15 protein-coding genes are annotated in these 23,961 nt (G+C 44.8%); 7 read left to right on the top strand and 8 right to left on the bottom strand.

Features of this window, described 5'->3' with window-relative positions; genetic code table 11:
• Positions 1–3: 3 nt before the first annotated feature.
• The 3 genes from HMPREF0670_RS15350 to HMPREF0670_RS10860 form a co-directional block, all read right to left on the bottom strand.
• Complete coding sequence (locus tag HMPREF0670_RS15350) at positions 4–3,252, bottom strand: RHS repeat-associated core domain-containing protein (protein ID WP_052296877.1); 3,249 nt, start codon at positions 3,250–3,252, stop codon at positions 4–6.
• The gene (locus HMPREF0670_RS10865; RefSeq protein ID WP_044078155.1) at positions 3,249–6,851 is read right to left on the bottom strand and encodes an RHS repeat domain-containing protein; all 3,603 of its coding nucleotides are present in this window, start codon (positions 6,849–6,851) and stop codon (positions 3,249–3,251) included. The genes HMPREF0670_RS15350 and HMPREF0670_RS10865 overlap by 4 nt, the downstream gene beginning before the upstream one ends.
• A 164-nt stretch (positions 6,852–7,015) precedes the next feature.
• Positions 7,016–8,047 (bottom strand): FecR family protein, encoded by a 1,032-nt coding sequence (locus HMPREF0670_RS10860; RefSeq protein ID WP_009231198.1) that lies wholly within the window; start codon positions 8,045–8,047, stop codon positions 7,016–7,018.
• A gap of 660 nt (positions 8,048–8,707) precedes the next feature.
• Between HMPREF0670_RS10860 and HMPREF0670_RS10855 the strand changes: the two genes are divergently transcribed.
• Complete coding sequence (locus HMPREF0670_RS10855) at positions 8,708–9,514, top strand: type II restriction endonuclease (RefSeq protein ID WP_009231197.1); 807 nt, start codon at positions 8,708–8,710, stop codon at positions 9,512–9,514.
• A 2-nt stretch (positions 9,515–9,516) separates the two neighbouring features.
• The gene (locus HMPREF0670_RS10850; protein WP_009231196.1) at positions 9,517–10,434 is read left to right on the top strand and encodes a DNA adenine methylase; all 918 of its coding nucleotides are present in this window, start codon (positions 9,517–9,519) and stop codon (positions 10,432–10,434) included.
• A gap of 104 nt (positions 10,435–10,538) precedes the next feature.
• Here HMPREF0670_RS10850 and HMPREF0670_RS10845 read toward each other — a convergent pair whose 3' ends face one another.
• Together HMPREF0670_RS10845 and HMPREF0670_RS17445 are read right to left on the bottom strand one after the other, a co-directional pair.
• The gene (locus tag HMPREF0670_RS10845; protein ID WP_232213908.1) at positions 10,539–11,201 is read right to left on the bottom strand and encodes an RNA polymerase sigma-70 factor; all 663 of its coding nucleotides are present in this window, start codon (positions 11,199–11,201) and stop codon (positions 10,539–10,541) included.
• Between the two features lie 346 nt (positions 11,202–11,547).
• The gene (locus tag HMPREF0670_RS17445; protein WP_255346291.1) at positions 11,548–11,673 is read right to left on the bottom strand and encodes a hypothetical protein; all 126 of its coding nucleotides are present in this window, start codon (positions 11,671–11,673) and stop codon (positions 11,548–11,550) included.
• 1,246 nt (positions 11,674–12,919) lie between these two features.
• Here HMPREF0670_RS17445 and HMPREF0670_RS10835 point away from each other — a divergent pair.
• From HMPREF0670_RS10835 to HMPREF0670_RS10820, 4 genes are all read left to right on the top strand, one after another.
• Complete coding sequence (locus HMPREF0670_RS10835; protein ID WP_009231194.1) at positions 12,920–14,008, top strand: type I restriction endonuclease; 1,089 nt, start codon at positions 12,920–12,922, stop codon at positions 14,006–14,008.
• 11 nt (positions 14,009–14,019) lie between these two features.
• Complete coding sequence (locus HMPREF0670_RS10830; protein ID WP_009231193.1) at positions 14,020–14,661, top strand: hypothetical protein; 642 nt, start codon at positions 14,020–14,022, stop codon at positions 14,659–14,661.
• A gap of 220 nt (positions 14,662–14,881) precedes the next feature.
• A complete protein-coding gene (locus HMPREF0670_RS10825) occupies positions 14,882–18,022 on the top strand; it encodes a SusC/RagA family TonB-linked outer membrane protein (RefSeq protein WP_044078153.1) in 3,141 nt (1,046 codons plus the stop codon).
• Positions 18,023–18,045: 23 nt separating this feature from the next.
• Positions 18,046–19,662, top strand: coding sequence for a RagB/SusD family nutrient uptake outer membrane protein (locus HMPREF0670_RS10820; RefSeq protein ID WP_009231191.1), 1,617 nt, complete (start codon positions 18,046–18,048; stop codon positions 19,660–19,662).
• Here the strand turns inward: HMPREF0670_RS10820 and HMPREF0670_RS16740 are convergent.
• Complete coding sequence (locus HMPREF0670_RS16740) at positions 19,633–19,866, bottom strand: hypothetical protein (RefSeq protein ID WP_044078152.1); 234 nt, start codon at positions 19,864–19,866, stop codon at positions 19,633–19,635. The two genes, HMPREF0670_RS10820 and HMPREF0670_RS16740, sit on opposite strands and share 30 nt — an antisense overlap.
• Before the next feature lie 240 nt (positions 19,867–20,106).
• On the opposite strand from HMPREF0670_RS16740, the gene HMPREF0670_RS10810 reads away from it, so the two are divergent.
• Positions 20,107–21,639, top strand: coding sequence for an arylsulfatase (locus HMPREF0670_RS10810; protein ID WP_009231190.1), 1,533 nt, complete (start codon positions 20,107–20,109; stop codon positions 21,637–21,639).
• On the opposite strand, the gene HMPREF0670_RS10805 is transcribed toward HMPREF0670_RS10810, so the two are convergent.
• Positions 21,633–21,887, bottom strand: coding sequence for a hypothetical protein (locus tag HMPREF0670_RS10805; protein ID WP_044078151.1), 255 nt, complete (start codon positions 21,885–21,887; stop codon positions 21,633–21,635). The two genes, HMPREF0670_RS10810 and HMPREF0670_RS10805, sit on opposite strands and share 7 nt — an antisense overlap.
• A 1,093-nt stretch (positions 21,888–22,980) precedes the next feature.
• Positions 22,981–23,907: a tyrosine-type recombinase/integrase gene (locus HMPREF0670_RS10800; protein ID WP_009231189.1), complete on the bottom strand. Its 927-nt coding sequence runs from the start codon at positions 23,905–23,907 to the stop codon at positions 22,981–22,983.
• Between the last annotated feature and the right edge of the window lie 54 nt (positions 23,908–23,961).

The raw sequence follows: 23,961 nt of genomic DNA, 5'->3' as shown, positions 1-23,961 counted from the left end.
GTGTTATTTATTATATGTGTCTAATACTATTTTCTGTAAAGAATAAGGGCTGACTGTAGTGTGTAGATGATAGTTTACTCCTCCGACCTTGTTTATGATGTTATAGTTAGCAAAATACTCTGCACTAGAGATATAATCATCGAGAAAAGGCTTGGACATAACGGCTTTCGGAGTTAGATATTGAAAAGCACTGCCATAATTACCATCTAAAATACGATCTACAAAACCATTCGTATTGTCAAAAGCAGCAGATCCTACCATATCTTGTCCAATAAAGTATGCGACGATCTTTGCTTCAAACTCTCTATTAAATTCTCCTTTGTCATACCCTTTCCTATTGTCATGTTGGTATGCATGAAAGAGTTCTTCTGCCAACACGACGTTCGTGATGTTGCCCAGTTTCTCCTTATCGAAAACAACACTGCCTCCACCGTTATCATCCATCACGAAATGTCCATCAATATCACCTGCTTGCTTTACAACAGACGGCACCCTGTCGAAGCTTATAAAGTATGTTTCTTTAGAGTTCTCTAATGATGAGTACATCGTGTTAAACAACGGACTAGCCTCACGCAACGGATTTATCTGGCCTAGATAACTTTGGTATTCACCCTTTGTCATCTTGGAGAAGTCAAACTTACATCCATCAGGATCTACAAAAACCACTGGATTGTTTGCGCAATACGCATAGGGTGAGATGTCGTAATATTTCTCGGCCAATGGGTCAATGCTAGTCCATCGTCCTAGTGCTGCATCATATTGGCGTGCGCCATAGTCGTAGAGATTTAGGCCGTGGATGCGGTCTAGCTCTTTGCCGTTATACTTATAGCGTTGGGCTGCACCTTGAGTGCTTACCGACATTAAGGCACCAAAGGGGTAGTAGTGGTTCATTTGTTCGCCAAAGCCGTCGTCGCGAACAACAAGGCGGTTGTTGCCCAGATAGTCTTTAACATAATAATGAAAGGTGGGGGCAGATGTGGCAGTGCTGTCGGCGAAGGTTATGTAGCCACCATCAATCGGCACGTAGGCCAGCTTACCATTCTCGTAAACCGCGCTGCCGCAATAGTCGATGCTGTTGCGTGCCATATATGGTTGTTGGGTTTGTGAAGAAACGTTGCCGTGCATCACCTGTGTAATGGGCATGCTCTCGGAATACGAGGCTATGGCATAGCTGGTGCGCAGCTTGTTTCCGTCGGCATCGTAGAGGTAAGCAATGCTGCTGCCATCGTCGAAACGTACTTCTTGTGGTAAGTTTTGCGTGTTGTAGCTTATTTTGCGGATGTGTTTGTTTAAGTCGGCAGTCATGTTGCCATTGGCGTCGTAAGTGTACTCCTCTGGTTGGTCTGCTCCATCCGCAAAGTATAGAGCATTTGGGAAAGCGGGGTCGGTGCAGGGGTCGGTGGCTTTGTGCAGTTGGTTGCCATCGTATTCCATTGAAATGCAGTCTATAGGTTCATAAGTATCGTAGTCGCAAAGGCCATTGCGCTGCAACTTGAGCAGGTTTCCTTGCAAATCATACTCATAGTTGGTGTTGTAGTTGTGGTCTGGGCTATCACTATCTTTATATTTAACCCTTTTCAGACGCGAAAGACCATCATAACAATAACTGAAACTACGCGTAATATTACAGATACCCCAAAGGTAACCCCTCTGGGGTTTGCCCACAGAAGAAGAGTAGGCGCAGATGTTGCCATTATAACAAGGTGTAACGCTCTCCATAAAGACCTGTGTGGCGTCTTCGTAACAGATATGCTCTTCAAGTAAAGGGGAATAACGGCTAGTGGGCCAAGACCTTATGTTGTAGTTAATTACTTGTCCCAACTCTGGTATATCTCCTGTTGTTTCAGAGTTAACTCTTCCCAACTCATCATAATCTATTTCGCGCAGCGTTTTCTTTTCAGCATTGTTCAGGCTATAAGTAACCTTTGCCAGTCGGTCGGCATGATCGTACTCGTATTCGTAGCGTTGCGTTAGTGTAGGCATATTTGCTGTACTGTGAACCATAAGTTTGCTTACGGGTTTGTCGGTGAAGCTGTATTCATAACTCGTATCATCATATCCACCCCGCATGTTGGTGCGTATCTGACGGGTAAGTCTACCCTTGCGGTCGTATAGATTCACCTCGCGCAAAAGGCTGTCGCAACCATATACTGCCACTTCGCGTCCTGTTAGCAGGCCTTGGGCACGCTGTGCACTAACTTTAAAACATGGACTGTTGAACCCCTGTTGATCGAGAAAGCTATAATCGTCGTAAAACTTTCTAATTGTTACGAGGCTGTCGTTGCCCACGGCGCGCTCCACCACATAGGTGTTACGTCCCAAAGCATCGTATCGATAGAACGTTTTATGTCCTGTTCGACGTTGGTTTCCTGTTTGCGACATCACCATCCGGTCGGCAGCATCGTAGGCGTAGTCTGTTTTCTCGCAGCCAGGCAATTGCTTTTCGATGCAGCGGTTGGTCTCGTCGTATAGATAACGAAAGGCAAACTTGTCGATACTGGGCTGCTTTTGGTACATCGGTTGCAGCACGTAGCGAATGTTGCCACGTAGATCGTGTACAAAATATACGTCGCTATACGTGTTTCCATCCACTCTACGCACCAGCAACTGCCGCCCTTCAGCATCGGCGAAAACATACTTTTCATTTCGGTCTTCATCGGTAAGTTTTTGCACGAGCAATTGGTTGCTGGGATAGAAACCCTCTTCTTTCAATGTACCAGTGGCTTCATCCACAGCGTACTTTTTGCAAGCTAGTACACCACTGCTTTTGTTGGTATGGAAAGATGAGATTGAGGGATGCTTTGCCCACGCCTGTCCTGGGCCGATGTTTGCTGTTTTCCTTCCTTTCTGCCAAGATTCGTAAGTGCGCAGTTCAAATGGAGCTGTGTCTTCATGATAGACACCCATGTAGTCATTATACATGTTAGCAGTTTCCACATAGTCTGCCATAGTGGGTATGGGCAGCCAAATCTTGCTTTTTCTTCCCATAACATCATATTCAATCCTGTCGGCCAAATTGTTTTTGTTTGGCGTAACATGAATCTGCACATTCTGCACAGGTCGGCCAAGGCCGTCAACGTACTGTATGTTGTCTAACCATCCGTCGATGTTTCTTTTTACATGCACGCTTGTCTTGATATAGCTCCGCGTATTGTCTTGCGCAAAGCACTTTGTAGAAGGATTTGCAAGAAATACTGCAAGGCATAGCAATGTTGCTTGCCAATTAAATGTATAATGCCTAATCATTTTCATTTTGCCTCCTGATTTTTGTAATGGTATTCGTAACTTCTCAGTGTATTCCAATCCGTATCATGTTCGCTGACCAATCGTCCAAAGGCATCGTATCCGTAAGAATAGGTATAGCCTCGTTGGTCAGTTCGACTTGTTATTTGCCCTGTTCCATCATAATTGAATGACATCACTTCCGCATCCTCGGGGTATATCCGTATGTCATCAATAGGCTCGTTGTTCTCATTTATAATGTACTCTCCATCTGTAAATGGAGCGCACTTATACTGCCAGCCCCCATTGTGGTACACTTGATAATCGATAAAATACCGTTTTTTCGGATCGATGTCCAAACGTGCACGATACAGACCACGATAACCCCAATAGCTATGAAAACCACCAGGGAAAGTATTCTTCCCTCTTCCATGCTCAAACCCTTCATAGAAAACATTATTATAGCCTACAATGCGTGGTGGAAGTGAAGTTATAACCGTATAATAACAATTTACTTTTGCATACACAGAATATCCACTTTCGTCAGCTTTCCCTTCTTTACCCACATACTCTACCACTACATGCAACGTGTGTTTACCTGCAGATATTCGCCCCAGCTTTGCATAATATCTATCACGGTTTTGGGGATCGCGCCTGAAATCGATAAGCAGATTCACAGTATGCTGATCTACGCCAACATACATAAAGAAGTCCTTTTTATCACTCTCGGGGAAAAACATTTCTACTTCCACCTCTGTTTCTTGTTCTGTAGTAAATGTTATTTCTTTTTTAGCGTATGGTTTGCACTCAACAGCTAGTCCCTTACATACGCGGTTTACACGCTTTTCATATATTGTGTCCCTGTTGTTCTGAGCATTCTTAAAAATTGCCACAGGTTGTTTGAACCCCTTTTGCCAAAAGAACACCACGCGCCTACCTCCTTTACCGATGGCTTCACGGTAGTTGTTGCTAGCATCATAGTTGTTGAATTGTATTTCGGCCTCACCATACCGTTGTGGAACGGTTTCGCCATCGAAACGTACAGGTTCGGTTTTGGAGTAAGGCAATTTGAACATTCCGTGGTAAACTTTATCAAGCACGGGCCAGCTATTCTTAATATTAAGCTTGAACGTATTTAACGTGGCATCTACGAGTGAACTGTTTCTAAACGTGAACTGTTCGATGGGTACGCCCACCATGTGGCGGTTCACCATGGCATCATAAGTTGGCGTAGCCTTCATGTCTTCTGCGTATGTTATAAAATGCCGTAGCTTATCATTCGTTGGTAGAGTGGTAATGGTTTCTTGTAAAATTCCACGAGCATTATAATTGTATCGAAACTGTTTAACCAGGCTGTCGCCATTCTCAAAAAACACTTCACGACGTGTGGCTGGCAACATTGAGTAGGTGTATATCTTATAGCATACGCCCTCGCCATAAGAACCAGCCTCGCCCCCACAGATATTGTAACAATTGGCATTCATAGCACGCACATAATTCTCGATTATCTTATTTTTCACATAGCTTATGTCTTCATCTTGACGCAGCTTACCCGTGTTGTCAAAACTTTGTTTACGCAACAACAGTCCTCGCTCTTGCCCTTTGTTGGCATACTGCTCGTTATTTTCCATCCCTTGCTGCATGTTGCATTCGAAACGTTCGTCCAAATGTCCATTATCAAAATTGGTATAGTGGTACTTTTGGTAAGAGCCATCAGCATTTGTTTCAATCACATCCGTGTAACCTACGCTTGTACCCTGACTATTGGCACAAGCAGGAAGAACAGAACTAGAAGTGAATATGGACACTCGCTTAGAGCTTTTATTGCCAAAAGGTTTAATCGTGTTGTTACGGTAGAAATACTTAAACTGTCCACCGCATACACCACTAGACCGTCCATCCTTTGACTTACTGAAATAATAGCGATGTACTAAGGTCTCGTCTTCCGCTCTATCAGTGGGTGAGGAGTATATTTCCTTTATGCGGACACCACCTGCATACTTATCTACATTTTCTGTAAAACAACCTTCCCAACGGTTTAGCTTTAAGTTTTTAGAATATTGGTGTGGTTCGAACACCAGGCGCGTATAACCACCAGTAGGATAGGTTATTTTTGTGAGCAATCCCAATGAGGCACAGTTAGGATTAGCTTCCTTTTTTGCATAATAGCCGTCTAAATCCATTATGCTAGCTTCGCGTGCATTGTAATATCCCCAATGATCTGTCTCATTAGAGAGGTATGGGGGCAACATGTCGGGACGGTTATATTCAAAACTATACTTTTTAGCGGTCCTTGCATGTTGCATGTCTTCTTCTCTTATAGATTTTAGGATGAGTCGCTGATTAGGATTTTCATCATAGTCGAGTACAAGATGCATGTTTGGGTATCCGTTCTTACGTTCAACGGTGATGTCTGAAAGTTTATACCATTTCAGTTTGGAAAGACATCCATCTAAATCTTCTTTTTGTTCCGGGTTCAAATCATACATCAACAGGTTGAATGCGGGCCACAATTTCATGGAAGTAAAGTAATCATGGTATTTAGACGACTGAACCCGCAGGTCGTTAGACAAGGTACGGTTAAATTCCAAGTCCTCATTTTCTCCATTAATAGATTCCAAATAAACTGGCGACAGAAGTTCTCCGCTTATGGTCATATCTTGCGAAGAAGCAAAAGAGGAATTGCATGAAGACCACTTGGGGTTTTTCCCTTCTTGGTCTAAAACTCTCATGTACGAGGAGTAAAGCTGGTCTATATAAGCACCCCGCTCGTAATTTAGTCTTACATTTTGACCATTCGCCAATACAATACCCGTTAGATGCCAGGCATTGGCAAACCAAATGTCTAGACCCTGCTTAAAGAACTTCTTCGAATATTCAATGGCAGAGGACGTATATCCAAATTCAAAACGATTCCCTTTTTCGTCAATAAGCGTAAAACCTGCGAACGTTGGCGTTTGGTTACGACGCATTTCGTTTGGAGGCCAATGTAAATCTTTTGGGATATCCACAAAGTTGCCATTAAACTCTACCTTTATTGGTTTGCTACATTGCACCTTCCATTCTCCTTTTTCAGAGAGCCAAAACTTACCTGAGTACTCCAAGAATTGAAAGGAAAATTCATCTGGCGCTCTATCCCAGTACGTAGTATAAGTAGTTCTTGCTCGCTCTTTCAAATAATCGGCATTGTTCCAACTGTCGTTATCTAGTATACTATGCTGGAAGTAATATCCCCGATGGGTATAGTCAAAGAAAATGCCTGGCGCAGAGTACTCGTCTGGACCTTCGTTGATTGTTCGGTAGATAACACCACCCGCATTAAGCGTCCAACCAAGCCCTACCCAACTGGGGTGTTGATCGGGTTTGACACTACCTGAATGATAAGATAGGGTTATGGGAAACTTTAAACCTTCCAGATTGAGTTCATAAAGAGGAATACTAATGTTGGGAGTGCCTGTAAATGGTGTAATGGGTATTTCCTCATAAACGCCAAGGTTTGCCACATTAGGGGTCTGAACATTTGTTATTCGATCGTAATAGGTTTGGCTCATTAAAGTTGAAACCCCTATTACAAAAAGCAAAAGGAGCGACAATGCGAGCCGCTTTATGGCTGTTAATGTCAGGTTCATAATGGTCAGTTTTAATGATTAGATATTTGGCAAATATAGCTTATTTTCTTTAAACTTACAAGTAAAAATGAAAAAAATAATGAAATAGACTTGACTTTTAATATTTCTGCAAATGGAGAGGAATTGATTGCCTTTTTGAAACAAAACCAAGATAAGCACTCCTCTCACACACGAGAGATCAAACAAAGATGCGAATAAATTAATTCAGCCCTATCTGTCGGTTGCAAAACATGGACGTAGCCTTGTCTTTTTGGACTTCCTATAAATTGAGAGGTGTTGATTATCTTAGAGTTGTAAAACCAAGATAAACATCTCACTCGTGTGCGAAATACCGAACAAAGATACGGAAAATTTGAAACTTCTGCTCTGTTTGTCCGTCGCAAAACGTGGTTACGTCTCAAAAAAGTGTTCATGCTTGCGCCTTCATCCATTGTTTCTTTGACGCTTTCTTTATGCAGTTGGCCCGTTGTCTTGTTTACAACGATACGTTCGCCCGGCTTTACTGCAAGGCCCTTTTGTTGCGAAATGAGGTTGTCTATGCTTAGTTCGCCCTCGTAAAGGCTAATCGTTGCGTGTTGGTCTTCCTGATAATTGCTCACTTTGAAAGCCGTTCCGAGGTCGTGCAAAACAACGTCTTTGGTAACGATAGACAATGGCATCCGCTCGTTGTGCTTTACGCAGAAGAACCCCTCTCCATGCAAATATATCTTTCTATCCGATATGCCGAACCCCTGCGAGTACCTGATTGTTGAACCCGAATTGAGCTTTACCTTGCTGCCGTCGGGAAGAACAAGGCTGAGTTGCGAACCATCTGGGGCGTTAGTCTCTATCATGGCAAACTGCCGGTTTACCTTTTGCATGCCTAAGAAGTAGGCAACGATGGGCAACACGGCAATGAGAAAAACCGCAGCAACCCTTACCAGCAGCTTTATTGGCAGGCGTTGTGCCTGTTTTTCGCCAGTGTTGCCAGTGTGTACATGCGCATGAAAGCGTTGCAGAGCCTGCTCCACGTCGAACTCTTCGTGTGCCTTTGCGGCAGCGCGGTCGAAAAGCAGTTCGCGCAAGTTGCGTACATACAGCCTGTTTTCCTCGCTTTGCCTAACGAAATTGTTCAGTTCGCAAAGCCCCTCCGCAGTGATGTCGCCTTGCACAAAGTGGCGTATCAGGTTGTCGATATGCTCGTTTTCTGTTTTCATACTCGGTTCCCCTTTATCATGATAGAGCCTTTTGGGGTGGTGGTAGGGTAGTGAAAAGCGCAAGAAAATGTGGCTGTTGGGCATTCTTCTTTCTAGAATGCCCGTTCCGCAAGTTGCTGTCTTGTAAATAATGCTCAGATAAAGAATGGTTGTGTAAGATGAATTCCAGTGTGTGGCATAAGCCTTCATAGGACGTTGTTCATGTGTCTGGCGTTTTTCCTGTTGGTGAGTCGTTCCCCATCCTGCACGTTTTGAAGTATGTTTTCTGGGCAAGGGCACGCCCAAGTGCATTTGTGGTGTGCGTTGAATTGTCCTTCAAGAACTTGTTTTTCGGCGCATAATGACGTTTTGCTTGTGGTGGATAAGGGTGGAGTTCAAATTTTATTGTATCTTTGTCTTGTGCTTAGCGCGTGGGTGTGCGTGCTATCCTAGGCTTAGGGACACGAAAATAACACCCACTAAAATATGGTAAGGTAGCGAGGGTCAAGCCGACCGCTATCTTAGAAGTGCAGCATGCGTTGCTCTTTTGCATCGATTTCACTTTTCAAGAGATAAAAGGAATGTTCCAAAAGTCTAAGATTACCTAGTCCGTCTGAAATGAAATCTGTGTTGCAAGATAGTTTAAAAGGCTTAACATGTCGTTCGTAAAATGTTTAAAGTATGGATAAGAAAGTGTTTCAAGAACTTCTGGCAGAAGAAGTGAAATCATACAAAGCGTTACTTGAGACCCCAAACAATGATTGGATAGTAAAGGGCTTTATAGATGTGAATAAGAATATTTATGGAATAACCAATGATACGAAGGTGGTATCGAAGGTTATAGAAATTATACTCATCCCAAAACTGGCTTCCTTTGCCGAGCGCAACGGGCTTGTTTTGGAATTTCCCTCGGCACAAAACTTCTATCCAGACTTGACATTTAAAGATAAGGAAGGCAATTTGTTTGCCGTAGACTTTAAATCCAGCTACTACCGTGACGACAAAAAGGTGAACGGCCTTACGCTTGGCTCTTATTGGGGCTATTTCCGTGACCGCCAAGTAAAAAGGAACACGGATTATCCGTATGATGATTATAAATGCCATCTTGTACTTGGGGTGCTTTATAAACAGGGTGTCGAGGATGGTAAGGACATGGAGGTATATAGTATTGACACGCTGGCGGACATAAAGTCGGTTATAGAACACTTCATATTCTTTGTCCAACCAAAGTGGAAGATAGCAAGCGACCAACCAGGAAGTGGAAACACGAGGAACATCGGAGGTGTTGTTGATGTAGACAAACTCGTGAATGGGGAGGGAACGTTCGCCAAGTATGGAGAAGAGGTTTTCAATGATTATTGGATGAACTACTATAATGCGGCCGATGCCCAAAAGGCTGGCATGGGGAAACAGCATTACCACAATCTTAAAACTTATATAGAGTATCTGGAAAAAATGAGTAAAAGACTTACAGAATTGAAAAAGTAGAGATGCCTGTTATCATTCCCCCTATAAAATCGCAAGGTATCAAGACGAAATTGGTCCCGTGGATTAATGACCTGATATTGACTTCGGGCGTTAGCCTTACTGCACGCTGGATAGAACCTTTCTTTGGAACTGGCGTGGTGGGTTTCAACTGCCCCATAATGGGTACGCACATTGTTGGCGATACCAATCCGCACATCATCAATTTCTACCAGAAGGTACAGAACGGAGAGGTTACGCCTTATACTATGCGTGCATATCTTGAACGTGAAGGTGCCCTTTTGGAGGTGGCGGATGAGGATGGTTATGCCCACTATCGTCTTGTGCGCGACAGGTTCAACAAGGAGCACAGCCCGTATGATTTTATATTCTTGTCTCGTGCAGGATTTAATGGGATGATGCGTTTCAACAAGCAAGGTTGTTGGAACATACCCTTTTGCAAGAAACCCGAGCGATTTGCACCTGCATATATAACCAAAATATGTAATCAGATTGAAAACATTGCTCGTATAATTGGAGGGAAAAAATGGGTTTTCAATAACGTACACTTTCTTGAAACAATAGCACAGGCAGGGGAAAACGACCTTATTTATTGCGACCCACCTTATTACGGGCGGTATGTTGACTATTATAATGGTTGGACGGAAAAGGATGAAGAGGAACTTTTCCATGCCTTGCGCCAAACACGAGCAAGGTTTATCCTTTCCACTTGGCATCACAACGATTTTCGCCAAAATGAGATGGTGAGTCGTTTCTGGCAGCAATTCAATGTCGTTACAAAAGAACACTTCTACCATAATGGCGGGAAAACCGAGAACAGACACGCTATGGTCGAGGCTATGGTTTTCAATTTCGATTTGCAAGATAAAGTAGAGGTTGCTGTTCCTCATAGACAATTTGAGCTGTTTGCAGGCATGCCCTAAAACACACACACTTGCGGCTTTCTCATTTTCTTAGCCCATTCTTCATTGTTTGTTGTCTTTATCTGGTACTTTCTGTTTGTTCTATTAGTGGAATATGACGTCCCTTACCACCAGACAACCACGAAAAGCAGCACGCCAACCACATCTGCGGGCAACCTAGACGATAGCGTTTTGATGGCGTTTTTGATGTGGTACTTCACCGTATTGACAGAAATGCCCAGCTCTTGGGCAATCTCCGAATACTTCTTGCCCTCATAACGGCTCAGCTCGAACACCTGTCGGCATTCTGTCGGCAACTCGTCTACGGCTTTCTTGGCCGTGTTTTTCATTTCCTCTTCAAGCAACCAGCCCAATGGGTGTTCGGGGTCGGATAGGTATTCGTGTAGGCAGAGCAGGGTGTTGTCTATGCTGTCTGTAACCCTGCCCTTGCGGAAGGCCAACGAGCGGCAGGCCTTCTCGCTGTTGTTTCTTATCGAACGGAAGAGATAGGCTTGCAGCGACTCAACTTGCAGTTGGCCGTGGTTGTCCCAAAGATAAAAGAAGAGGTCGTCGACAATCTCTTCGGCCAACTCATGGCTGTGGGTGATTGTCTTTGCAAGCTTGCATAAAACGGCGTAGTATGTTTTGTACAGGCTTTCGAAGGCGGCAAGGTCTCCATCCTTTAAACGGGAGAAAATGTCACTTTCTACCATATCTCTAACAATGGTTAAGCGGTTTTGTTGTAATATCTTTCTCAGCAAAGTTAGTTGTTTTTTCGTTATTGCCATGCTATTCGCATTTATTTTCATCGAAGTTGCTTGACTTTTATTGCCAAACAAAATTGGATAAGGAAAGCCGTAGGTGCATCGTAAGCAAACGCCTAACAACAATTTTCCAAAAGCAAGTATGTTTGACTATCATTTTCGTATAGATTGCGGGGTGTTGATTGTCTTTGTGCTGTAAACCCAAGATAGCCGCCCCGCTGATGTGCGAAATACCGAACAAAGATATGGAAAATCTGAAAATTCTGCCCTGTTTGTCCGTCGCTAAACGTGGTTACGCCTCAAAAAGGTGGCCCAGCGGAAACTATTCAATGTGTTCTCTACAAGCCGAACCCCATCTGCCAATGCCCGATTACTTTTGCGTTTGCCTGATGCAGCCTCCGTTGGTTGTGAGCTGCATGCGCGGCAACCGCTTGTGCTGGCGGTTGTAAACATACGTGCTTTCCGTCTCCGTTTCCTTTCCGCGCGTAAACGGCATAATCTGCTTTGTCTTATTTTTGGTAAGAATTTTAACATTATGAGTGCCCTTTTTGATCACCAAACGCCCACCTTGCCGCAAAAAATCGATTCTCGCGAAGGTTGTTGTTGGTGCAAAAAGAGGTTAGTCCATGAACACTACAGAATGAATTTTTATTTAAAGAAGCTGCCATTTGCACCATATTTTAGGCCGTTTTTAGCAAAATGTGGTGCAATATGGTGCTAAATACCCTGCGTTTTGGTGCTAAATGCAGTGCAATTTGCCGCTAAATGCCTTGCGTTTTGGTGCAAAACGCATGGTAAAATGGTGCTAAACGCAAGGCAAAATGGTGCTAAATGCGATGCGAAAAGCATAAATATACATTGCAATGGTATAAATAAAACCTTTCCCATCCATGAAACACATGGCTCAAAAGGGCAAAATGCTCGTTAAACAGTGGGTTTTTAGGGGTAAAATGCGGGTAATTGGGTGTGGATAATAATGAGTTGGCAACCAATCTAGAAAGCTAAAAAGGTGCAAAATGCAGGCTTTGTTCTTAAAAATGGACATAGAGAAAGGCGTGGAAGGCTAGAAATGGTAGTGATTTGCCTACTTTTTAACCTGTTTTCTCGCTAGAATGAAGTGAAAATCTGAGGGGTGTTGTAAAATAAAAACAATAATTTTAAGGTTTTGAGTTTGAATGTTGATGAGTTTTTGAGTTGGTTGGTTGACGAGCCTGTTAATTGATGGATTTGTAAGTTTGTAATGTGATGAGCTTGCAAATTTATGGTTTGTGATCTTTTTGTTATTGAGGTGGTAACTATTCAGCAATAATGAACGTTGATTATCAAGAACTTATAAACGTGATATTGCGGAAAAAAGCTCGAAATGACATTACTTTACCAAAATTTGTATGTGTCCGTTTGTGTAACTTGTTGGTAATCAATAATAGTTTGTACGCCTTATTGCTGAATAGTTACATTGAGGTGATGTATACGGGGGGTCGTTATTTGTGAGTTTGTAAACAGGTGAGTTGACTAGTCCTGCGCTTCGTATCTGAGAGGAGTATTCATCTAGTATTGGCATAATAAAGACTACAAACTCCTTCCAATTTATATAAATTCTATGTACTTCGGATAAATTAAAGTATAAGATGCTTGGATTTAATAGGATTATCGATTAACTTTGTGCTTGAAAAACCGTTTAGAAATAAACAGATACATACAACTACCATAAATAATATCTAAAACGACTTTTAAAAGAGACTATGGACTTAAAGGACTTGATTAAACAGCTAGCTGAAAAAATTAATCAGCAAAAAGCTAACATCCTAACCGAAGAAGCGACAAAGAATGCATTCATTATGCCGTTCATTAATGCGTTGGGTTATGATGTTTTCAACCCATTAGAAGTTGTACCTGAAATGGATTGCGACCTTGTTAAGAAGAAAGGTGAAAAGATCGATTATGCCATTATGAAAGATGGAGCACCAATCATTCTTATCGAATGTAAGCACTGGCATCAAGATTTGTTGTTGCATGATACACAATTGAAAAAGTATTTTGTAGCCTCCAAGGCTAAGTTTGGTGTGCTTACAAATGGCATAAGGTATCTCTTCTATACCGACTTGGAGAACCAAAATATCATGGATGACAAGCCTTTCCTTGAATTGGATATTACTGATGTGAAAGACTACCAGCTTGTAGAGCTTAAGAAGTTCCATAAATCGTATTTCAACATTGATGACATTTTGAGTTCTGCAAGTGGTTTGAAATATTCTACCGAGTTGAAGAAGATATTTGCGGAGGAACTTGTTAACCCAACGCCCGAGTTCGTGAAGTATTTTGCAAAGAAGGTGTATGATGGAGTTATAACATCTAAAGTGCAAGACCAATTTTCTGAGTTGGTAAAACGTGCTTTTAATAGTTACATTAATGAACTTATATCTAAGCGGTTGAAGACGGCACTTAATTCGGAAGAGCAACGTGAAGCAACAGAAACGATTTCTGCGCATGCGGAAAGTGAACCGGTAGAATCTGCAATAGGGTTGAAGGACGGAGTCGTTACTACTCAAGAAGAACTTGACGGCTTTAATATAGTTAGAGCCATTGTGCGCAAGTCGGTCGACGTATCACGTGTCGTTTACAGAGATGCACTCACTTATTTTTCCATCCTACTCGACGATAATAATCGTAAACCTATTTGTAGATTATACTTCAATGGGAAAAATAAGAAGTATATTTCTACTTTTAAGGCAGATAAGACAGAAACAAAGCACGAGATAGCGGGCCTTAATGAAATCTTTAGTTTCGAAGATGAACTGTGCGAGATAATTAAAATACATGACAACAAATAAAACGTTAGACAATGAAAAAATTAATCAAAGGAATCCTCCTCTTTTTTGGTGGATTAACAGTGTTTAGTATCCTAATGGTCGGTGTGGTAACATGTTCCTACATGAAAGGTTCTTCGGATAAAGATTCTGTATCAACAGATTCTGATGAGTCCAGTGAAAAAGGAGACATGGTGATTAACGTAGATTCAGTAATAGCTGCTCACCGTTCAGACTTCACCTTCAGAAAAGATGAGTTTGAGAACAAGATTTGGGTTGAACCTAAGAATGCTCCGAAGTATACAAACGTGAATAGAATATATTGTTACTTTCTTTTGCGTGATAAAACGGCATCAGACTTCCGATTTAGAATTCAATACGCTGCTGATGATTGGCTTTTTATTAAGACAATTATGTTTAATCTAGGGAATGATAAAATTCTTACATTCGAACCGGAAGAGATGCAGAGAGATAATGAAACCAGTATATGGGAATGGTGTGATGAACAGATAGATGATAAAAATGAGTCTTTAATTTCTGCTTTGGCGTATTCGAAATCGGTAAAGGTTAAATTCTGTGGTCGACAGTATTTTAGAACTCGTGATATGACAAGTAAGGAACTTGAATATATAAAGAAAACTTACGAATTCTACCAGGCCTTAGGTGGTAAGTTCTAGGTTTCGTAAATTATTTTGGGACTCCTCGAGCTCTTTGCTAGGCTCGGGGAGTCGTTACTTTTGAAGCGTTAAGATTTTACTTGTACTGTAAGCTTCACTTTTTCGCCAGACTGCACTGCCGTTTGCCATCCCCGTCTTTCAAAATAAATCCAAATCAAAGTTTTGCTGAATTACGGATAAAGTGTTATATTTGTGCCCGAAAACCTAAATCAAAAAAAGTATGTCTAATTTTATGGAAGAAGAACAGATGCGCAGAAAGCACCCGCCTTTTGTTGCGGGCAGCGTGGCATTTTCTTTAGTTCTCGGGTTAATGGCCTTTGGCTCGCCCTCGGTTTCGGCAAAGGCTGATGCGAATACGTTTGCAAGTATTCAACAACAAAAACAAAGTATCACCGGTATGGTGACAGATGCCAATGGCGACCCCATCATCGGTGCCTCTGTACAGGCCGGTGGAACAGCCTTGGCCGTGACAGGTGCCGATGGTCGTTTCTCTGTTTCGGTGGCTCCGGGCACGGAGTTGCAGATTAGTTATGTTGGCTTTGCCACGAAAGCGGTGATGGTGAGAAACGGCGTAAGCAACTACGACGTGACGTTGAGCGACGACAGTCGTGCCCTCAACGAGATTGTTGTGGTGGGCTATGGCACACAGAAAAAGGCAAACCTCTCTGGTTCTGTTGCCCAACTCGATGGCAAGACACTTGGGAACCGCCCCATAGCGAACGTCTCTTCGGGTTTGCAGGGGTTACTTCCAGGCGTCACGGTTACTGGGGCAAGCGGTGCACCAGGTCTTGACGGCGGTTTGATACTGGTGCGTGGTGTCGGCACGCTCAACTCTGCTTCGCCTTACATCCTTATCGACGGGGTGGAGGCAGGAACGCTGAACTCGCTGGACCCACAGGACATCGCAAGCATCTCCGTGCTGAAAGATGCCTCCTCGGCAGCCATCTATGGGTCGAAAGCTTCTAACGGCGTAATTCTAGTAACCACAAAACGCGGGCAGAACGGTGCGCCGAAGGTGAACTATTCGGGCTTTTTGGGCATTCAGAACGCCACGGCACTGATGGAACGGATGAATTCTGCCGATGCCGCTTACTATTACAACAAGGCTTTGGAGCGCAGCGGCAAAGCTCCGCGTTTCACAGAAGAGGCCATTCAGAAGTTCCGCGACGGCTCAGATCCATACAACTATCCCAACACCGACTGGTATAAGCTGGCATTTAAGACGGCTTGGCAAAACCGCCACAACGTGAACGTGACGGGCGGTAACGAGTTTGTGAAGTATTTGGCTTCTGCGGGATACCTCAAACAGAGCAGTATTCTGCCCAACGCCGGGCGCGAGCAATTTAATGCTAGGGCAAACCTCGATATGGTGTTGTCTAAACGCATTACGGCACATCTTAACTTGGCTTATATCCAAAACAACTACCGCGATGCCAGCAGTGCATACGCAGGTGGCAGCAGCGACCAGATTATCCGCCAGCTGAACATCATTGCGCCGTGGATACCTTATAAGAAAGAAGACGGCAGCTATGGCACCGTTTCGGACGGCAACCCGATGGCCTGGCTCGAGTCGGGGATGACCGTAAACCGCAACAACCGCAACTTTACGGGCATGATTGGCATAGACTATCAGGTGTTTAAGGATTTAAAGCTGACGCTTCAGGGAGCTTACGTCGATGCTTCGCAGCGTTACTCTTACTTCCAGAAATTTATCCAGTACAACGCCAACAAGGCTACCGACCCCAGCAAGTTGGAAATAGGCCATTACGATTGGCACCGAACCACGTTCGACGCCTTTTTGAACTACGACAAGTCGGTTGCCAAACACAATTTCAAGGCTATGCTTGGATGGCACACCGAGCGTTACAAGTACTTGCCCGACTGGATGTATCGTAAGAACTTCCCCAACAACAACCTTACCGACATGGATGCAGGCGATGCCTCGACACAAAAGAATTCGGGATACACGCGCGAGTTGACGATGGTGTCTTATTTCGGCCGTTTGAACTACGATTATGCAGGGCGTTACCTCTTTGAGGCCAACTTCCGTTCAGATGCCTCCTCGCGCTTTGCCAAGGAACATCGTTGGGGATTCTTCCCATCTTTCTCTGCTGCGTGGCGTATCTCCGAAGAGCCGTTTATGGAACGTTCGAAATCGTGGCTCGACGACCTGAAATTGCGCGCCTCGTGGGGACAACTAGGCAACCAAGATGCTTTATCGGGAAAACAAGACGGCACATCAGATTACTATCCCTGGATGAACACCTATAAGCTTGATGGCAGTTATCCCTTCGGCGGACAGCTCATGCAGGGCTATTACCAGGGAGACTACCACCTCTCTACCATATCGTGGGAGCGTTCAACCACATGGGGCGTTGGTGTCGACTTCACCCTCTTCGGCGGTTTGACGGGTTCGATAGACTACTACAACCGAAAAACAACGGATATCATCATGGACGTGTCTGCTCCGGCAGAGTTCGCGCTCGGAAAATATAAGGACAACATCGGTGCGTTGCGCAATGAGGGTGTAGAAGTTTCACTAGCCTATGCCAAACAGCTGAACAAAGACTGGGCAATCAATGCCGGTGTGAACTTCGCCTACAACAAGAACAAGATATTGAACTTGGGAGAAGGAACAGAATATATAGAAAAGGGAGACCGCCGAACAGCCCTGGGCCAGCAATACAACAGCTATTACATGTATAAGGCAACGGGCAAGTTCTTCAATTCGCAGGAAGAGGCCGATGCCTTTACGGCAAAATACGGCAATCCGTTTGGAAGGAAGTTCATGGCCGGCGACATTATCTATGAAGATACCAATGGCGACGGCAAGTTAGACTCGAACGACCGCGTCTATACTAAGCATACCGACATCCCAGCCATCACTTATAACATCAATCTCGGTGCCACTTGGAAGGGTTTCGACCTGTCGATGACGTGGCAAGGCGTTGGCAGCGTGTCGCATATCTTCAACCGTGAGGTGCTAGGAGAGTTCTCTGGCGATGCTAGTCACCCGTCAACCATGTGGAAAGACTCGTGGACGGAGAGCAATCACAATGCAAAGATGCCCCGCGTGTTCGAGACGGGCAACAGTCCGAGCGACATGACCCGTGCCATGTCTACCTTCTGGTTGTGGAACACCGCTTACCTGCGCCTGAAAACTTTGCAGCTGGGCTACTCTCTTCCAGAGAACGTGCTCAAAGCCATTGGTGTTGAGCGGGTGCGCATCTACTATGCAGGCGAGAACCTGTTGACATTCCACAGTCTGCCGTTCAACATCGACCCTGAGATAACCAGTGAGCGCGGTTCGTCTTACCCCTTGTTGCGTTCTCACGCCATAGGTATCAACATCACATTCTAAACAGTAAAAGCCCACTACACATTATGAAAGCAATAAAAACATACATATTGGCAGGTGCGGCAGCGTTGGCACTGTCGTCTTGCGATGATTTCCTCAACACATTACCGAAAGATGCCATGTCGCCACCTACGACATGGAAGACAAGTGACGATGCAGAGAAGTTTCTCGTTGGCTGCTACGATGGTTGGGAAGGAGGTGCCGCCTTACTATATTGGGATGCCGGCTCCGATTTCGGCTACAACAACTTCCCTTGGGAAGGCTTTACCAACATCGGTAACGGTTCGGTGTCGCCGTCTTCTCCGGGGTGGTCGTTCTACGACTACACCATTATCGGCCGATGCAACACCTTTCTCGAAAATGTAGGTAAGTGTGCATTTAGCAGCGAGGCCGTTAAAAAGAACCTTGTGGCGCAGGTGAAGGCCATTCGTGCTTACAACTACTTCCGTATGGGTTTCCTTTATGGGGGCGTACCTATCGTTAGGCCCTTTACCAGCGCAAAGGAAGCGCAGGTTCCACGCAATACCGAACAGGAAGTGAAAGGCCTTGTGTTTAAAGACTTGGAGGAGGCCATTGCCGACATTAGCGACAAGCCCGCATCGCGTGGATTTATCGCAAAGGGAGCAGCATTGGCCATGAAGATGCGCGCCGCCCTGTATTGGGCCGACTACCAGAAAGCGAAGGATGCAGCACAGGCCATCATCGACTTGGGGCAGTATGAGCTCGACAAAGACTATACCAACCTCTTTAAGTTGGATGGGAGAGACTCGAAAGAGATTATCCTTGCCGTGCAATACAAAACGGGTACGCACTCGTTGGGCACCATCGGGCAGTTGTACAACAATGGCGACGGGGGATGGTCGTCGGTTGTTCCTACACAGAAATGTGTAGACAACTACGAGATGAGTAACGGAATGGCCATCGATGAAGCGGGTTCGGGCTATGATGCAACCCATCCCTTCCACGCACGCGACCCTCGTATGGCGATGACGATACTCTTTCCCGGTGCCGACTGGAACAAAAAGGTGTACAATACGCTGGACGAGGACTGGGATGGCGTGAAAAACCCGAACTATCCTTCGAATGCTGCCAACTCTTCTAAAACCGCGCTCACGTGGCGAAAATATCTGGACCCGATGAGTCAGTATGCGGATGTTTGGGACACTGAGTGTTGCCCGATAGTGTTCCGCTATGCGGATGTGCTATTGACGTGGGCCGAGGCCGAAAACGAACTGAACGGCCCCTCGGCAGATGTTTATTCCAAGATAAACATGGTGCGTAAGCGTGTAGGGATGCCCGATGTGGACCAGTCTAAATACAACAGCAAGGAGAAACTGCGCGAGTTAATCCGCCGTGAACGCGGTTCGGAGTTCGCCGGTGAGGGTCTTCGCCGTGCAGACATCTTGCGTTGGACCACCACCAATGGCAAGATGGTGGCCGAGACGGTGTTGAACGGCATACTGACACGCATAACAGGAACCGTGGACACTACTGTGGTTGACCCAACCAGGCGCGCCATTGTAAATGGAACCAGTGCGGTGGAGGAGCGTACTTTCCACACCTACAACAGGTATCTGCCCATTCCACAGAAGAATATTTCCGACAATCCCAAGCTAGAACAAAACCCAGGCTACGCCAAGTAGCGGGTATCTGCCCTGCAAATGGGCTTTACACAGTTTTCCTTCTTTTTGCCCGGGCATCATGATAAGTGGTGCCTGGGCGTTTCTTCTGTTGTGGTTCAGCACGCTTTTTGCATCATTCAGCTTTTCGGTTGCAGAAGAAAGGTTCTTTTCGTTCCTCGAAAAGTGCGTTTTCTCGCCATGACAATGTCCGAACAAGCTCGACATTGTTCATTTGGCTTAACGAAAACGTTCTTTTCTCGTTCCTCGAAAAGTGCGTTTTCTCGCCATGACAATGTCCGAACAAGCTCGGCATTGTTCATTTGGCTTAACGAAAACGTTCGTCTGTGGTCCTAGCAGTGAATGATTTGGGTTAAGCATGGTTCCCACCAGCCAAATCGTGCTGAATAAGCAGCTAACACAAAACCCTGGTTACAATAAACTATTTGGATTAGGCAATTAAAAACGATGAAAACAACATCATCTATCCTGCTTTCGCAGGCTGCATGGTTGGCCCTAACCCCCGCTTTGGCCGCAAAAAACACCAAACCCAACATCATTTACATCATGTGTGATGATATGGGGTACGGCGATTTGGGCTGTTATGGCCAACAACACATCCTAACGCCCAACATCGACCGCATGGCCGCAGAGGGCATGCGCTTTACGCAAGCTTATGCGGGGGCACCCGTTAGCGCGCCGTCGAGGGCATGTTTCATGACGGGACAGCATTCGGGGCACACCGAAGTGCGCGGAAACAAGGAGTATTGGGCCGAGAGCGAGCCCGTGTTTTACGGCCAAAACCGAGATTTCAGCATCGTGGGGCAACATCCCTACGATGCCAATCACGTAATCATTCCCGAGATTATGAAGGCCAACGGCTACCAAACGGGCATGTTTGGCAAGTGGGCGGGCGGTTACGAAGGGTCGACGTCAACGCCCGACAAGCGGGGGATTGACGAGTTCTTTGGTTATATCTGCCAGTTCCAAGCCCACCTCTACTACCCCAATTTCCTCAATTCGTACAGCAGGTCGCGAGGAGATAAGGGCGTGCAGCGCGTGGTTTTGGACGACAACATTGCGCATCCGATGTTTGGCGACGACTATTTTAAGCGAACGGCATACTCGGCCGACCTCATTCACCGCCGTGCTTTGCAGTGGCTCGAAACGCAAACGGCCGACAAACCCTTCTTTGGCGTGTTCACTTACACCCTTCCTCATGCCGAGTTGGCACAGCCCAACGATTCGCTTGTGGCCTTCTATAAAAAGAAGTTCTTTGTAGACAAGACGTGGGGTGGGCAAGAGGCATCGCGATACAACGCCGTAGAACACACCCATGCGCAGTTTGCAGCCATGATAACAAGGCTCGACTTGTATGTTGGTGAGATATTGAAGATGTTAAAACAAAAGGGGCTAGACGACAATACGCTGGTGATTTTCACGAGCGACAACGGACCGCACGAGGAAGGCGGTGCCGACCCTTCGTTCTTCAATCGCGACGGAAAGTTGCGCGGCATTAAGCGTCAGTGTTACGAAGGGGGCATCAGAATTCCTTTCATTGCGCGCTGGAAAGGGTGTGTCGAGGCCGGCAAAGTGAGCGACTTGCCTTTCGCCTTCTACGACCTTATGCCCACTTTCTGCGAACTGGCAGGCGTAAAGAACTATGTGCAACGCTATCGAAACAAGTGTCTAACCACCGACTTTTTCGATGGACTCTCCATCGCCCCAACGCTTTTGGGCAACGATAAGGCACAGCAACGTCACCCCCATCTTTATTGGGAGTTTGCCGAAACAAATCAGATTGCCGTGCGGATGGACGATTGGAAACTCATTGTTATTAAGGGCACGCCACACCTTTACAACCTCGCAACCGACTTACACGAGGACAATGACGTTGCCGCCCAACATCCCGATGTGGTGAAGAAGATGGTGAACATCGTTTATAAGGAACATGTAGACAGCCCGCTGTTCCCCATCACATTGCCGAAGATGGCTCAATGATGATGAATTAAGGCCTTACGAATGGCCGTCGAATGCAACATAAGGGGATGTGCCTGCTGCGGCACATCCCCTTTGTTTGCAAACTTGCCTAGTTTAAAATGGAAACTATCTGAGAAAGGTGAAAAGGTGAAAGGGTGAAAAGATGGCCAACGCCACCCATACATTTGGCTTAACTCCTTAACTCCTAAAGTTGAAAAATGGATGCGCCTAATAATATGTTGGCTATCTAACCCAGAAAAAATATCCATTGATTTGTTTTATGTCCCTTATGTTCTTATGTCAAATATAGGCCCCAGCTTGTGTAGAAGCACGATATAAGAACGTATCAACTCGTCAGTTCGTCAACTTGTCAACTCAAGCTTTTTGTCTTCTTTTCAGTGTAAGTTTTAACATTATGGCTGGCTTTTTTATCACCAATCGCCCAGCCAGTCGCAAATATTCAATTCTCGCGCAGGTTTGTTTTGGTGCAGAATGGAGCAGGGCTTATAATGGTGGCCAACCCATTTGGTGCAGTATGAATATGCAACTAGTACCCAGTTTAGTACGATTTGCACCAAAATATCCAGCATTTAGCACCGAAACGCACTGCATTTAGCGGCAAAACGCATTGCATTTAGCACCAAAATGCACTGCAAAATGCAGCTAAACACTGGCCAATATGCTACAAAACGCAAGGTTAAATGCAATAATATGCACAACATAATGCAACAAAATACGGTGAGTATTGGCACTTAAAGCATTTGTTTCGATAGTATGACGTATAGAATAAGGGCGAAATACACTTCAAAATGTGGTTTTTTAGGTGCAAAATGCAGGAAATTGGGGGTGGAGAAAACACGAACAGGCTACCATCTAGAAAGGCAAAATGGTGCTAAATGCACTCCGTGTTCTTAAAAGTGGATATATTAAGAGCGGCGGAATATGGGAAATAGCGTTCTTTTTCCTACTTTTAGACCATTGTTTTCGCTAGAATGTGTTGGTGAGCAGCGTGTGTTTTGTCAAGTATTATTACAGCAATTAACTTTCTGGGGTTATGGGTTTGTTAGTTCGTGGGTTGCCGATATATCCAGTTAATGAGTAGTTAAGTTTAAGGCTTAGGGGGTAAGTTATTAAACCTATCTTTTCATACTCCTTGTATACGCTGTCATTGAACCGCGCTTAAAGCAACATCTTTTGCTGTCTTTCTGTTTTTGTCTGGTATCTTTCACTTGCCTTTTCGATGGCATAGCCCAACGATGCTCACTCAAAATGCAGGTGAAAGATGCCAGATAAGTCCCCCAAAAACTGACAAAGACGTTTTTTAGGACCAGCCTTTAGCCATTGACTATCGCAAAAACAGACTTACTTATTGAGGTATTTAAGCATTTTTGTGATACACCGTTTCTTCTGATCCATGTTGGGGTGAACGTAGAGATTGAGGGTTGTTGTGATGTTCGCATGCCCAAGCAACACGCTTACTGTTTTATAGTCGCAGTTGCTTTCAATGCAGCGCGTAGCAAAACTGTGGCGCAGTCCGTGATATTTCAGCCGAGGAATATCCAAATGTCCCATCAACCGATGGAAATAGTTTCGGTATGTTCGTGGCTCTGTGGGTTTCTCTTCATTGGTTAGCACATAGAAACTTGCGTTTACCACTTTTTTCAGTGGTTTCACCATAGCCAATAGTTCTTTGTTCATCGGTATCTCACGGCAAGAATTCTTAGTCTTTGGCGTGTTTATAACCAGCTCCGTGTGTTTGCGCTCACCTTCTATGATGTAGATACGCTCGATGGTACGGTTTACGGTGATTGTGCCTGTGTCTGTGTTGATGTCGGCCCACATCAAACCGCATATCTCACCAATCCGCAAGCCAGTGGTCAGGCTGATGTAAATGCCAAGGTTGCGAAATGTGAAGTTCTGCCTGATGAAATCGAGTATCTTTTTGTGTTGTGCCACCGTCAGCACTTCTATTTCTCTGTTGCCCTCCGTGGTTGGGTACTTAATGTCCCACTCGCAATAGTTCATCCAACCGTTCTTCACACCAAACTTCATCACCATTCTCAATACGATGAGCATGTCTTTCACCGTTTTAATGCAGAGCCCGGCATTGAGTTTTTGCAGCACAAATTCTTGTACAAGTTTCTCACTAAGAACTTCACAGTCACCAAACGATGACAGTAAATGGTTCTCTAAAATCAACACATAAGCAGCATAGGTGGACTGCTTAACGTAGCGTTGCTTTTCACTTTTCCAAGCCAACGCAATTTCTCTAATTGTTTTTGCTTTCATATTTAATCCTTAATCTAGAAAAGGTACATAATAATTAGAGAAAAGCATTAACTT

This window comes from Prevotella sp. oral taxon 317 str. F0108 (assembly GCF_000162415.1).
In the GTDB taxonomy this organism is placed as follows: domain Bacteria; phylum Bacteroidota; class Bacteroidia; order Bacteroidales; family Bacteroidaceae; genus Prevotella; species Prevotella conceptionensis.
Note: the sequence above shows the minus strand (reverse complement) of the source record. Positions and strands in the feature narration are given on the sequence as shown.

What these genes read in the sequence shown, in the direction of transcription:
- HMPREF0670_RS15350 (WP_052296877.1), bottom strand. Translation starts at nt 3,252, where the DNA reads ATGAAAATGATTAGGCATTATACATTTAATTGGCAAGCAACATTGCTA.
- HMPREF0670_RS10865 (WP_044078155.1), bottom strand. Translation starts at nt 6,851, where the DNA reads ATGAACCTGACATTAACAGCCATAAAGCGGCTCGCATTGTCGCTCCTT.
- HMPREF0670_RS10860 (WP_009231198.1), bottom strand. Translation starts at nt 8,047, where the DNA reads ATGAAAACAGAAAACGAGCATATCGACAACCTGATACGCCACTTTGTG.
- HMPREF0670_RS10855 (WP_009231197.1), top strand. Translation starts at nt 8,708, where the DNA reads ATGGATAAGAAAGTGTTTCAAGAACTTCTGGCAGAAGAAGTGAAATCA.
- HMPREF0670_RS10850 (WP_009231196.1), top strand. Translation starts at nt 9,517, where the DNA reads ATGCCTGTTATCATTCCCCCTATAAAATCGCAAGGTATCAAGACGAAA.
- HMPREF0670_RS10845 (WP_232213908.1), bottom strand. Translation starts at nt 11,201, where the DNA reads ATGGCAATAACGAAAAAACAACTAACTTTGCTGAGAAAGATATTACAA.
- HMPREF0670_RS17445 (WP_255346291.1), bottom strand. Translation starts at nt 11,673, where the DNA reads ATGCCGTTTACGCGCGGAAAGGAAACGGAGACGGAAAGCACGTATGTT.
- HMPREF0670_RS10835 (WP_009231194.1), top strand. Translation starts at nt 12,920, where the DNA reads ATGGACTTAAAGGACTTGATTAAACAGCTAGCTGAAAAAATTAATCAG.
- HMPREF0670_RS10830 (WP_009231193.1), top strand. Translation starts at nt 14,020, where the DNA reads ATGAAAAAATTAATCAAAGGAATCCTCCTCTTTTTTGGTGGATTAACA.
- HMPREF0670_RS10825 (WP_044078153.1), top strand. Translation starts at nt 14,882, where the DNA reads ATGTCTAATTTTATGGAAGAAGAACAGATGCGCAGAAAGCACCCGCCT.
- HMPREF0670_RS10820 (WP_009231191.1), top strand. Translation starts at nt 18,046, where the DNA reads ATGAAAGCAATAAAAACATACATATTGGCAGGTGCGGCAGCGTTGGCA.
- HMPREF0670_RS16740 (WP_044078152.1), bottom strand. Translation starts at nt 19,866, where the DNA reads ATGTCGAGCTTGTTCGGACATTGTCATGGCGAGAAAACGCACTTTTCG.
- HMPREF0670_RS10810 (WP_009231190.1), top strand. Translation starts at nt 20,107, where the DNA reads ATGAAAACAACATCATCTATCCTGCTTTCGCAGGCTGCATGGTTGGCC.
- HMPREF0670_RS10805 (WP_044078151.1), bottom strand. Translation starts at nt 21,887, where the DNA reads ATGGATATTTTTTCTGGGTTAGATAGCCAACATATTATTAGGCGCATC.
- HMPREF0670_RS10800 (WP_009231189.1), bottom strand. Translation starts at nt 23,907, where the DNA reads ATGAAAGCAAAAACAATTAGAGAAATTGCGTTGGCTTGGAAAAGTGAA.